This is a genomic window from Paenibacillus sp. FSL L8-0638 (assembly GCF_038593075.1).
GTDB lineage: Bacteria > Bacillota > Bacilli > Paenibacillales > Paenibacillaceae > Paenibacillus > Paenibacillus polymyxa_D.
This window is the reverse complement of sequence record NZ_CP151960.1, coordinates 2,318,479-2,331,152: the sequence shown is the minus strand read 5'-3', so window position 1 is coordinate 2,331,152 and position 12,674 is coordinate 2,318,479. Positions and strand designations below refer to the sequence as shown.

10 protein-coding genes are annotated in these 12,674 nt (G+C 45.7%); 1 reads left to right on the top strand and 9 read right to left on the bottom strand.

Annotation, left to right across the window (positions count from 1 at the left end):
- Positions 1-125: 125 nt before the first annotated feature.
- From MKY35_RS10690 to MKY35_RS10670, 5 genes are read right to left on the bottom strand one after another with little or no spacing between them, the layout of a single operon-like run.
- A complete protein-coding gene (locus MKY35_RS10690; protein ID WP_342446330.1) occupies positions 126-914 on the bottom strand; it encodes a response regulator in 789 nt (262 codons plus the stop codon).
- Complete coding sequence (locus tag MKY35_RS10685) at positions 886-2,850, bottom strand: sensor histidine kinase (RefSeq protein ID WP_342446329.1); 1,965 nt, start codon at positions 2,848-2,850, stop codon at positions 886-888. Before MKY35_RS10685 ends, MKY35_RS10690 begins: the two co-directional genes overlap by 29 nt.
- 46 nt (positions 2,851-2,896) lie before the next feature.
- On the bottom strand, positions 2,897-4,543 hold the full coding sequence (locus tag MKY35_RS10680) for an extracellular solute-binding protein (protein WP_029519090.1): 1,647 nt from the start codon (positions 4,541-4,543) through the stop codon (positions 2,897-2,899).
- A 26-nt stretch (positions 4,544-4,569) separates the two neighbouring features.
- Entirely contained in the window at positions 4,570-5,457 is an 888-nt protein-coding gene (locus MKY35_RS10675; RefSeq protein ID WP_029519089.1) for a carbohydrate ABC transporter permease, read from the bottom strand.
- 14 nt (positions 5,458-5,471) lie between these two features.
- Positions 5,472-6,434 carry an ABC transporter permease subunit gene (locus MKY35_RS10670; protein ID WP_342446328.1) on the bottom strand — a complete coding sequence of 321 codons (963 nt, stop codon included), beginning with the start codon at positions 6,432-6,434 and terminating at the stop codon, positions 5,472-5,474.
- A gap of 253 nt (positions 6,435-6,687) precedes the next feature.
- On the opposite strand from MKY35_RS10670, the gene MKY35_RS10665 reads away from it, so the two are divergent.
- Positions 6,688-7,578, top strand: a complete 891-nt coding sequence (locus MKY35_RS10665) for a hypothetical protein (RefSeq protein ID WP_342446327.1) — start codon at positions 6,688-6,690, stop codon at positions 7,576-7,578.
- Positions 7,579-7,823: 245 nt separating this feature from the next.
- Here the strand turns inward: MKY35_RS10665 and MKY35_RS10660 are convergent, their stop codons facing one another.
- The 4 genes from MKY35_RS10660 to MKY35_RS10645 form a co-directional block, all read right to left on the bottom strand.
- Positions 7,824-8,681: a DNA-binding protein gene (locus MKY35_RS10660; RefSeq protein WP_165147354.1), complete on the bottom strand. Its 858-nt coding sequence runs from the start codon at positions 8,679-8,681 to the stop codon at positions 7,824-7,826.
- A gap of 181 nt (positions 8,682-8,862) precedes the next feature.
- A complete protein-coding gene (locus MKY35_RS10655) occupies positions 8,863-9,309 on the bottom strand; it encodes an acetyltransferase (protein ID WP_342446326.1) in 447 nt (148 codons plus the stop codon).
- 125 nt (positions 9,310-9,434) lie between these two features.
- A complete protein-coding gene (locus tag MKY35_RS10650; RefSeq protein ID WP_342446325.1) occupies positions 9,435-10,934 on the bottom strand; it encodes an altronate dehydratase family protein in 1,500 nt (499 codons plus the stop codon).
- A 17-nt stretch (positions 10,935-10,951) separates the two neighbouring features.
- A complete protein-coding gene (locus tag MKY35_RS10645) occupies positions 10,952-12,445 on the bottom strand; it encodes a tagaturonate reductase (RefSeq protein ID WP_342446324.1) in 1,494 nt (497 codons plus the stop codon).
- Between the last annotated feature and the right edge of the window lie 229 nt (positions 12,446-12,674).

Here is a 12,674-nt window from a genome sequence, read left to right as displayed (position 1 = left end):
TCCCCTTCCGTTCGGCGATTCGTGTGATTGTGTACAAACTCTCTGATTGAAGGTCATGGTTATGCATACGTTTATTATATCAGGATAAGGGTAAAAAGGCAGTGGAGTTTTCCCCCTCTTTATATCTAATTACCCCTTTGATTCTGCACTCGAAACTGCTGCGGGCTCATCCCCTCCAGCTCACGAAACACTTTGTTAAAGTGCTTTGCATTGTCAAAGCCCACGTTAGCCGCAATTTCATAGATCCTGCCCCCTTGACACTCCAGTAGTTTTTTGGCTTCTGTAATGCGCAGCCTTTTTACATATTGAACAAAGCTGAGGCCTGTATAAGCTTTGAACGCCTGACTAAAATACGTATAATTCAAGGATACTGAGTTGGATACTACTGCCATATTCAAATCCTCGCTGTAATGAGCGTGGATATATTGGATAGCACGTGTCATACTACCACTTCTATCGACGTTGGCACTCGCGCCAGCTAGTCTATCTTTCTCTACGCCGACAACACTATCGTATGTGAGGGGGTTCCTCTGCTTCAATTCCTCATTCAAAACTGCCAGTGCACCGAACAGTTCCTCCCTTACAATCGGCTTGAGCAAATACTCCCGTGCCCCACAGCGAATCGCTTCGCGCGCATACTGGAACTCGTCATATCCACTGAGAATGATCACCAACGGTCTGCGTTCCGGCTCCAGCTCGCGAATATGCTGCATCAGCATAATGCCATCCATAACAGGCATACGGATATCCGTTATCACCAACTCGGGCAAAAACTGCTTCACATGCTGCCAGGCCTCCCTTCCGTCCTTGACCAGTACACATTCATAGAGACCGGAAAATTCCCGTTCGATCATAGCTTGAAGTCCCATTCGAATATTTTTCTCGTCATCCGCAATCAACAGCTTGGTCGTCATGGTCCGTCCCCCTCATCATGTAACGTCTAGGCAAAATCAGGGTCACTGTCGTCGATTGTCCGTGGATGCTGTCCAGTCTTATGCCATACTCTGCGCCATACTGCATACTTAAACGGCGATGCACATTATACAAACCGATTCCCCCATTCATCCCGGGCTCGTGGGAATCCATATCCGTTCGCGCTAGACCAGCCATGATGGCGTTTTTTCTTTCTTCAGAGATCCCCACTCCGTTATCCTGTATACGCAATTCTATGATATCCTGCTTAGAGCAGGCTTCAATCGTGATGCTGAATGGGCTTTGCAATGTACTCCACCCGTGCTTGATAGCATTTTCGACTACAGGCTGCAGCGACATTTTCAGCATCTCCAGTTCCATAAACGCCGACGATAGATGAATTTCCAATCCAATTTGGTTATCGTGGCGAATGTTCATGATGGCCACGTAATGCTGGATATGTCGGATTTCATCCCGCAACGCAACACACGACCCGGACCATTGGAGATTATAACGCATCATCGAGCCAAGGGAGGTAAGGGCATCCGACAGCGGATACTGCCGTTCTATCTCCGCCATCATTTTTAAATTTTCCAATGTATTATAGAGAAAGTGGGAATCAATCTGATGCTTGAGCGCTAGCAGCTCAGCTTCTTGAGCAGTGGCCTGCTTGTGTACTGCCTCGGCAATGAGCCCGTTAATTCGACTCAGCAGACTGCGAAAATATAAAGCCAGCTCAGCCACTTCTCCCCGTCCATATACTGGAATCTTAAGCTGAAAGTCACCCTCCTGCTCTACTTTTTTCATGGATTCACGCAGGGTATGTAGCTGCTTGAGTATGAAGGCATGCAAGGTATAGGAAATGACGGACATAAACAAAATCAGCATACTAATAATGAGCAGCATGGCATTGCGTTTCTGACGGAGATCACCCAGCGGACCGTCCAGCGCCACCACATTTAGCAGGTAGGCGTCCAACCCTTCTATATAACGGTACAAACCAAGATAAGGCTTATTCCCATAGGTAAAGTCAAAAACACCACCCTGTCCCTGAACGCGGGACTGTAACAGATGGTGCACATGGGACAGAGGGATCGGAATGGGATCAGGTTGAAAGGAAGCTGTAGCTATTTCGGTAGAATACATTGGTTTGTCAGCGTTCCTTGAGCTGTAATCGTCGCCGTCCAGAATGAACATTTGCCATGCGCGATTACGTTGCGGGATTCCAAATACCCTAGGTGAAAATAGCTCCAGCCTCATATTTGTTTCTACCAACCCCGCGTGTCTTCCTCCAGTAGACTGAATTTCACGCAGCAGTGCCATATACTGCACTGTCTCACTTTCCTGGCGGGATTGTCCCCCAAGTAAGCTTTTCGGCCCCTTGTACATATCCCACCATATTTTCCCTTGTCGGAGTTGAGCCGCTTTCAGCCAGGAAGCCTTAGGCAATCGTGATTCTTTGAAAATCATCGGCCATATTTCATGCGTCTGGGGATTATTGGTATACAGTCGAATGTTCTCTACATTGGGATTACTGTACAGCAAGTGCTGTAAATTTGGAAACACATTCAAGTTGAATTGGACTAGTTCATCGCTGCTTATTTCACGTTCCTCGGTTAGATAATGAAGCACGTTGCGATCTGAGATTGCAAGCTGTGCGGTTCGCTCCATAATTTCCATATTGCTATGAATATGGGCCAGCTCTGTATCCAACACATACTGATTTTGTACGGTAATGTCTTTCATTGTATTCTCGTACAGTTGGTGAAAGGTATATAGCGAGAACAATACCACTGGGATTAAAATGACGCCGATATACGCGACAATGAGCTTAACTTGAAGGGAGCAACCGCCAAGCCGATCGGCCGTTCCCGTCAGCCACTGCCATATTGTGCCGCGCAGCAGGCTCTTTATCTGTGAACGTGCACGGCCTGGCATGAAATCACATCCTTAGGGGTTCAATAGATTAAGTTATTGAATTAAATCATTTGGTGAACTGTTCAATTTTCTTAAGGTTTTCCTCATAGGCTTTTTGCTGATAAGCCAATACCTTGTCATAGCCTGCTTTTCTGCGGTCTTCCAAAAAGCGGGCAAACAGCCGATCGAACTCCTCATCCGAGGAAGCCAGCAACAGTTTCGGTAATGCCTTGCCCCAAATTTTGTCTATCTGGCCTGACGCAATGCCTTCTGCCGAGGTTCCGGTCGGTTTGATATTCTCATATTGAGAGAAGCTGTGGGTCTTGCCTTTCGTCCAATCTTCAGGCTGCTTATACGGCTCGACACTGGGCGGCGCCCACTGCAAATTCATATTTGTATCCATCAGCATCCAGAAAGTGAAGGAGGCGCCATACTTTTTGTCAAATGCAGACCGATCCTTGTTCAGTAGCTCCAGTACTTCCGGCTTGAAGGCTGGCTTACCGTTAACTGTGTCCCACAGCTTTCCCTGCTCCCCCAGATACAGGTCGCGATTCCCTTCCTCGCTAATCAGATAAGTCAGAAATTCAATAGCCCGCTCCTTGTCTTTGACATCCTTCGAAATAAGCGTCACCGTCCACCCGGAAATGCCCGGCCCGGCCAGCGTCGGCGGGTCCAGCTTACTGTTGGAAGGTCCATCCACCGCAATGTAGACGGAGTTGGGATCTTTCGCATGCAACGTCACCTGTTGTGTAGCAAAATCAGAGCGCTGATATAGCATGGCAAAATACCGTCCCTGTGCCACCTTCTCCTCCATTTGCGGACGTTTGTCGATAAATACGTCCTTGGCGATCAGACCCTGCTCATTGGCTTGACGGAATGTTTTGAGCCAGCGAATGTACTCTTCGTCCGATCGACGGTCGTACAGCTTTCCGTCCTTCTCATGTGGAACGGCTAAAAAATTAAGTAAATAGTCTTCAAAAGAATAATTTCCGTTATCCGTAAATTCGTGGAACCCTATCGGGATCAGCGGTTGACCGTTTATCTCCGGGAATTTCTCCTTTGCTTTTTGAAGCGCTTTCAAAAATCCCTCCGGTGTTCTCATATCCGGCTTGCCAATCGCCTCGTACATATCCTTCCGAACCATAAACGTTTGATTGGAGACAAAATTTTGGCCGTATTTTTGGTAATCTTGCGGTGAAGAGGACGCGTTAGGATACCCATATACATTCCCGTCCGTTTGACGATACCATGACATTTTAGCCGGGTCTGCCACTTTAATCAGATATGGATCATATTTCTCGGCCAACTTGTTAAGTGGGAGCACCATCTTACCCTCGATCATTTTTTTGATTGCATCTTCCCCCCAACTGAGCGTGACAAAATCAGGCAGTTTGCCGGAGGCCAACATGGTATTGAGCTTTTCATTTTCATTCCCTGCGGGTACGATAAAATTGACGCTGACCCCAGTCTTTTGCGTAACATACTTCGAGGTCATATCCGTTCCCCACTTGTTCGGGAACCAGGAAAAATTCAAATACCAGTCAAACGTAATCGGCTCTGTATCCGCCTTCCAGCCTGGCGTATCTGCCGAAGCCTTAGTTTTCTCGTCCTTCAATTCCGTGACAGCGCCACTTCCACCGGACGTACACCCCGCGAGCGGTCCTATCAGCAGCACGACGGCCAACAGCCCTTTCTGCCATTTGCGAATGTTCATCATAAATCTCCCCCTTGGATGATGTGCTAACCCTTGATCGATCCGATCATCAGACCCTTGACGAAATACTTCTGCAGAAAAGGATATACCAGTACAATGGGCAATGTCGTCACGACCATCGTCGCCAGCTTGATCGATTGCGAAGTGACGGACTGGGCAACGCCCCCCGGTGCAGCAGCCATCATTTGATTAGAGCTGGATTGGGCAACAACCCGGTACAAATACGTCTGAATCGGCTGAAGATCCGTATTATTAATATAGATCATTCCGGTAAAATAATCGTTCCACTGGTATACCCCATGAAACAACGCAATCGTCGCTACTACCGGCATGGATACAGGGAGCACGATTCGGCAGAAGATACCGAAATCATTCGCACCGTCTATTTTCGCCGCCTCTTCCAGTGCATCCGGCAGTTCTCGGAAAAAAGCCATAAAAATAATAAGATCAAAAAAGCTGAACATCGCAGGAATGATGTACACCCAAAAGCTGTCCAGCAGTCCGAGATCACGAATCAGCAAATACGTTGGAATCAATCCCCCACCGAAAAACAGGGTAATGGTACCAATCAGCATATACAGCTTGCGCCCGATCAGCTCCTTACGGGAATATGCATATGCAATCATAGCGGTAAAAAACACATGAACAATCGTGCCGATAAGCGTCTTGGCAATAGTCACTCCCATCGCAGTCATAATACCGTTGTTAGCAAATACGGCCTGATAGCTGCCCAGACTGAAGACTCTCGGCCACCAGTAAATGCCACCCCGCATAGCGTCTGCTCCTTCGTTAAAGGAGTTCACCAGCACATACCACACGGGATACAATGTCACAAAACAAATGATCAGCATGAAGACGTTGTTCATGAAATCGAATATCGCTTCGCCTGCTGTTCTACGTTGCAATAGCTGCATGCACCCGTCCTCCTTCAAAATAGGGATGTATTATTCACCCGTTTGGTCACCGAATTGGCAATTAGCAGCAAAATGAGAGCAAGAACCGATTTTAGCAAACCCACTGCGGTAGAATAAGAGAAACGGCCCTGCTGAATACCCACCTGATATACATAAATATCAACTACATTACTTGCACTTTCATTCAGCGAGTTACGCAGGACGAGAATTTGATCGAAGTTGGAGTTCAATATGCCGCTGACCGCCAAAATAAACAAAATGGATATGGTCCCCTTGATAGCGGGAAGTGTGACGTACCACATTTTCTGAAACCGTCCGGCCCCGTCAATGGTGGCCGCTTCGTACATGTCCGTAGATACCCCCGCCATGGCTGCCAAATAGATAATAGCTGACCATCCAAGCTCTTTCCAGATATCCGAGCTAACGACGATAGCCCAAAAATAGCTCGGCTCTGCCAAATAACTGATCGGCTGGTCAATCCACCCCCAGGCTAGCAACAGTTGATTGATCATCCCGGTATCTGCCAGCCACGTCGTTAAGATCCCGCCAAGAATGACCCAAGATAAAAAGTGCGGAAGGTACGAAATGGTCTGAATAGATTTTTTGAACCGTGTAGACCGAATCTCATTCAGAAACAGAGCAAATACAATAGGTAACGGAAACCCGATCGCCAGCTTGAGCAGGCTAATGCCCAGTGTGTTTTTGACAATGTACCAAAAGTTATCATCCTCCAAAAAGGCCCGAAAATGCTCTAACCCTGCCCAAGGTGCGCTTGATATGGTTCCAATGATGTCAAAATGTTTGAACGCAATTAAAATACCGTACATCGGAATGTAATGGAAAATAATCATCCATACCACCCCAAGCAGCGCCATAGTCTGCAAATGTCTTTGTTGAACCCATTTGCGCGCTAGTGATGCTCCTCTTCCCGATCGAACCGGCCGCTGTGGCTGCAGATTCTTCCCTCCTGTACTCATACGAAGACCTCCTTTCTTTGCAATGTAAGCACTTACATTTATTATTTTAAAGGCTTCTGCTTCGTATGAGTAGTACTGGATTTTTTGATTTTGGTATCTAAAGTTCAGGTGGGGATCTGACTATAGGCGATAATTTTCTTCCATACTTTGGATTTTTACATCTATTAATTTACGAAAAAGACTATCAGATGGTACGATAAGACTATATATGATTCCAATCATTACCTATATACCTAGATCAGGAGGATTAATAATGGAAGAATTGGTTCGTTCGATTCAGAAACAGGTTCGAATTAAAAAGTTTGCTTGCTGGGCGGGGCTCATCATGTTTGGTCTGTGTACTTTAGTTGGCATTGCAGCTCAGGAATGGCTTATGACGCTCTTGTCACTCGGGATGACAGTCTTATCAATCTATGGGTTAACCATGATGCGTGGTATGACGAAGTTTACTAAAGAGTATCAACCGGGAAAGGGCTACGGTTATTATCGCCGTACGGTACAACAAAAGCTGCGCTATCTAACTTGGGGACAGTGGTTAGTAGGCGGCCTTATTGTCCTGATGTTCTTTATATTTAACGTCCGACTTAGTGCTTTCCTCATTGCTATCTTGGGTATCCTGACTATTCAGTTCAGTATCAAAAAACGAATTAAAAATCATCAGGAACCCGATGTCACTGAGCTGGAGGAGTTTGTACGGATGGGGATTGTTTCTCCGCATGAGCAGACTATTGGTGTATATAAAGATTTTCTACACCTGAGTCATACATTTCGGGGTAACCAAATTGTTATCGTTACAGACAAACGCCTGATTTCTGTATTTGTGGAGGAACAGGGGCGTGCGGTGAAGACGGAAATGTTACTCTCGGGTATAAACAAAATACGCGCCATCGGTACGGGTTTTCAAGGTCAAGGTATATTGCTGTCCGTAAGCAACCGTGACCATAACGAGCTTCACATTCATATGGTCGGAAAAAGTATTTTCTTTTCTCCAGAGCAATTCATAGGTTCCTTGCTACGGGCACTGGATACAGCGTTAAAAAGCAGATCATACAGTACAGAAGAACCATTCCCGGTTTACCAACAGACAAGGATTTCATTGCATCCATCAGAACAGGGTTTACTACATAAACCTACGACAGCTTAAATATTGTTGGGACATGTACCGCGTTATATATACGGTATGATCGGTCTTCATCATACGCCAAATAGCAAGTAAGCCCTGACCTTAATGAGCTTACTTGCTATTGGGTGTACTTCCACATCATATTTTCCAATCAACTGCCTACCTGCTAAAACAACTAATTTCCTACTGTACTTCTGCCTTCTTAATGATTGGCTCCATGATAAAACACCGTGATGAGATCATGACTTGTAACAAACACTAGCAAACTAAACAGACTGAGCGACAGAGGGCGTGAAATCAATTTTTTCATCCTTTAACACTCCTTTTAAAATAGTTATATATTGGTCTTGCTGTGTTGCTGTAGCTTGGGATCTGAAAATTTCAAATACAGCGGTACATTTCCTAAACTCATGTTCATGTTCCATACCCAGGGTATCGGACAGCATGAGAGATTGCAGGATATAGCCCAACGCAACCGTAAACTGTTGTTGCTTGATATAGTAAAGAGCCAGTTGATAGCAGAAGCGAAAATAATAAGATACATTCACAGGCTCTTCAAAATATTTAAAACCTTCAATTTGTTCGGCAAATGATTCTAGCACAGCCTCTAAAGAATAGTCGTATCTCGACGCTCCCTCAACGATGGAAAGAAGCCCCGGTAACAGCTCTTCCGGATTGTTACGAAGAAATTGGATATATTCCTGCAACACTTCGGCATGGCCTGACAAAATATCAAGGGCATACAAATTAGCTCTGGCAGCATAGCGGTAATATTCCACCTCTGCTTCCCCATATTGATCAAGACCATTAAACCAGCCCAATTCTGCATATTTTTCGATGCAATCGCGAGCGGCCTCATACTTGCCCTGTTTTTGGAAAGCCATGCCTTTCATGAGATGACTGTAGCCGTAGTAGTAGACTAGCGGCCGTTTGGTATGTATGGGTTGTATAGGTTTCTTGCGCGCTTTGTAGAGCTGCAATTCCTGATACTTTTGGTTGACATGGCTATACAGCCGGTCGCATAAAGCAATCATATTGGCACCGTCCGCAAATGAAAAAGACAGCTTAATCATGTTGACAAGTGTGTCTAGATCTGTGATGTCGGAGTGAACAAGATCATCCACTATTCCCGCCTCCTTGTCTGACTTTTTATATTCACCAAACAAAAGTAAGCTCTAAATCCCAACTAAAAATAACTTAATTACGTATTTATTACGTAATTAAGTTATACCATGAATTCAAACATATGACAAGTGCATTATGATAATATATTCCATTTTTAAAATACTAACGAAAGTAGATCGTTCACTTGTTCAATTCCATGTGAAGCAAAGGAAATGCCCTACCTGATCCATCCAGTGCAGATCGCGCCGTTTGTACAAAGCCGTAATGTCTGTAGAAAGCATACGCTTTCTCGTTCTGCTCATTCACGTCCACTTTGAGGTGTTTCCCTTTTATTTTTTCAGCATGCTGGATGAGTCGGCTGCCTATGCCCTGCCCATGGTGTTCAGGGTCCACAAACAGCATCTCTATTTTTAATCCGTCCAGCCCGATAAAACCTGTTGGTTCTTGACTTGTATTCCATTCCATCCAAACTTCAAGTTCTCTTAAAACACCATTGCGTACGATATGATGATAAAATTGAATGTCCTCTTCCGCCAAAAATGTGTGCGTCCGGCGTACAGCCCGCTGCCAAATATCAACGAGTTGATCATGATTTTCTTCCCGATAAGCAATAATTTCATTTTGCACGGTACTTCCCCCTTATTTAAATATCGATATTGCATGTTTTGCAGTAAGTCTAACATGCCTATTTAGAAGCATACAAACACAAAAAAGGAAGCGGAGTAATTCCGCCTCCCTTAGACTACAGCCTTTTACAACGTAACACCGTTTTTAAAAATAGCGAGCTCCCTGAAATTGTTTTTCTCATTGTTCACCCATGTTCCGCTGGCTACATCGACGATGTAATCGACAAAGTTGCGGAGCGCATCTTCCATACTGACATCCTCCACCAATGAACCGGCGTTATAGTCGATCCAATGAGGTTTAGCCTTATATAACGGCGAGTTGGTTGATACCTTCATCGTCGGAACAAAGGAGCCAAACGGCGTACCGCGTCCAGTTGTGAAAATGACGAGTTGGCAGCCCGCTGCGGCGAGAGCTGAAGATGCCACTAGATCGTTGCCCGGCGCGCTGAGCAGGTTGAGTCCCTTGGTCTTGAGACGTTCCCCGTACTGAATGACATCAGTGACCGTGGAAGACCCGGATTTTTGCGTACAGCCCAGTGATTTATCCTCCAGCGTCGTAATGCCCCCTGCTTTATTGCCCGGTGACGGATTTTCGTATACTGGCTGCTTGTAATCCAGAAAATATTGTTTGAAATCGTTAATCAGATGTACGATCTTACCAAATACTTGCTCATCGGCAGCGCGCTCCATTAAAATCGTTTCCGCGCCGAACATTTCAGGTACTTCTGTCAATACCGTTGTTCCACCTTGCGCTGCCATATAATCCGACAATCGTCCGAGTAGTGGGTTGGCAGTAATACCCGATAAGCCATCAGATCCACCGCATTTCAAGCCGATGTTCAGCTCAGACAATGGTACAGGTTCCCGCTGATCTTCTTGCACAGCCGCAAAAATTTCATGAAGCAACCTTACCCCTTCCTCTACTTCATCCGACACATCTTGGGAAAGCAAAAACTTTACCCGCTCCGAATCATATTCCCCGATAGCTTCTTTAAATTCTTTCATTTCATTGTTTTCACAGCCCAAACCCAGTACAAGTACGCCACCTGCGTTCGCATGTTTCACGGCATCGATCAAAATCGTGCGCGTATGTGCATGATCGTCACCCAACTGAGAACAACCATAGTTATGCTTGAGCACAAGTGCATTTTCAAAAGGTGAAATATCTCCTACTTCCTGCTTGAAACGGTTTAAAATAAGTTCAGCGATCCCGTTCACACAGCCGACCGTCGGCACAATCCACAACTCATTGCGAATCCCCACACGACCGTCCTTTCGCCGAAAACCTTGAAACGTACGACTCTCCTGTTCATATAAATGAGGAGCTGGCTTAGGCTTATAAGTGTACTCTTCTACGCCTGTCAGGTTCGTCTTCGTATTATGCGTATGCACATGCTGACCTGCCTGAATGGGCTGAATGGCATGACCGATGGGATATCCGTATTTCAGAACATGCCCACCTACAGGTATATCCTGCAAGGCGATTTTATGCCCACGTGCTACATCCTCGGCTAGCTCCACCCGTTGTTCTTCTTGTGCTCCCCATGCCAGTGTTTCTCCCTGCTTGTAATCACGCAAGGCGACAGCCACGTTATCTTGATTATGAATTTGAATGAATTCCAGCATTCCGGTTTCCTCCTTGCTTATGCTCTGGGCACGCTGTTCCCGGTTAGAGAATCGAGCGTCTCCTTCATTCCTCTGCTTGTAATTTCATACACGTGCTGTGCAGTTTGTTCAGCCAGCCCTTCGATCTGGTTCAAATCTTGACCCCACCATGTTTGCTTGCCGAGTACCCGCTCAGTCAATTGCTTCGCCCCGGCGAGAGTACCGTCATATTTACTCCACAGTTCACCAAACGTGCTCAACACTTCAGCTTCGTCTGCCAACGCAATCGACTCGCCATTTCTATCACCCCGGTAAAATACGAGTAAGGACGCCAGTGAAAACACGATTTTGGCAGGCAGCTCCTTACGTTGTTCCACATACTGGAGCAAGGATGGCAAGTTCCGTGTCTTGAACTTGGACACTGAATTCAGTGCGATACTCATAACATAATGATTTACATATGGATTACGGAACCGCTCAATAACATCGTCGGCGTATACATTCAATTCCGCTTCTGGCGAATCCAGCGTCGGTATAATTTCTTCTCGAATCAGCGACTGGATAAAATTGCCCATAATATCATGCTCAACCGCCTGCCCCACCGTGTCCAGGCCATATAAATAAGCTACAGGTGTAAGCGCCGTATGTGCTCCATTCAAAATGCGCACTTTCCGTGTACGATATGGCGCCATATCGTCGACAATCAGGACATTCAATCCAGCCAAATGAGTAGGTAATTCCTCTTTAAGCCACTGTGGACCTTCAATAACCCATAAATGATACTGTTCGCCCACAACAACCAAATCGTCCTTGTAACCCAATTCCGCTTGGATTTCATGAATTCGGTCTTTGGGATAACCTGGTACAATTCGATCCACCAAACTGTTGCAGAACGTATTTGCTTCCTCTATCCATGCAATAAACTCAGCCCCAAGCTCCCATTGGTTCGCATATTTCAGCACGATTTCCTTGAGAGCGTCTCCATTACGCTCGATGAGTTCGCACGGAATGATGACCAGTCCCTTGCTCTGATCGCCCCCAAAAAATTGAAAGCGCTTATACAGAAAGGCAGCCAGTTTGCCCGGGAAGCTCTTTTGCGGACGATCTTCTAGCTGATCGTCTGGGGCATAAGCGATCCCCGCTTCCGTCGTATTCGACACAACAAAACGCAGCTCCGGCTTTTGGGATAGTGCTTCATACTCCAAAAAATCTGAGCCGTACGGATTAATCCCACGAGAGACGCACTCCACAACGGTATGCTCCTTCATGGCCTTCCCATCCTTAATCCCTTCAAGAATAACCGTATACAGGCCATCCTGCTCGTTAAGCTTCTCCACGAGGCCTCCTGGCTGCGGTTGTACAATCACAACTCCCGTATTCCATTCTGCCAGCTTATTCATTTTGTCAAATTGCCAGTCTACAAAAGCACGCAGAAAGTTCCCTTCCCCGAATTGCAGCACCCTCACAGGATGCGGGTCTGTAACGATAAAGCTTTTTCTGTTTAATTGGTCTAATTCATCTACTTTTTTCATCCGGAGTATCCTCCCACTATTACCATAATGATTTCAACGTTATTTTAGCACAATGCACACGTTAACAAAATAGTTTTCTCAACATTTTTACTTCAGAAAAATAATAATGACAATAATATGAACACGTTAACATAAGAGTTTTGCATAACAACTGGCAAGTATATGAACCTCTTTCTGTTGTTTCGCTGCTGAGCCAAGACGGTTAAGGCTAACTATCACCCTATCCGAG

Bases quoted from the DNA above. Each gene is read 5' to 3' on its own strand.
- MKY35_RS10650 (WP_342446325.1), bottom strand. From the start codon at position 10,934: ATGCTGGAATTCATTCAAATTCATAATCAAGATAACGTGGCTGTCGCC.
- MKY35_RS10670 (WP_342446328.1), bottom strand. From the start codon at position 6,434: ATGAGTACAGGAGGGAAGAATCTGCAGCCACAGCGGCCGGTTCGATCG.
- MKY35_RS10645 (WP_342446324.1), bottom strand. From the start codon at position 12,445: ATGAAAAAAGTAGATGAATTAGACCAATTAAACAGAAAAAGCTTTATC.
- MKY35_RS10690 (WP_342446330.1), bottom strand. From the start codon at position 914: ATGACGACCAAGCTGTTGATTGCGGATGACGAGAAAAATATTCGAATG.
- MKY35_RS10685 (WP_342446329.1), bottom strand. From the start codon at position 2,850: ATGCCAGGCCGTGCACGTTCACAGATAAAGAGCCTGCTGCGCGGCACA.
- MKY35_RS10665 (WP_342446327.1), top strand. From the start codon at position 6,688: ATGGAAGAATTGGTTCGTTCGATTCAGAAACAGGTTCGAATTAAAAAG.
- MKY35_RS10675 (WP_029519089.1), bottom strand. From the start codon at position 5,457: ATGCAGCTATTGCAACGTAGAACAGCAGGCGAAGCGATATTCGATTTC.
- MKY35_RS10680 (WP_029519090.1), bottom strand. From the start codon at position 4,543: ATGAACATTCGCAAATGGCAGAAAGGGCTGTTGGCCGTCGTGCTGCTG.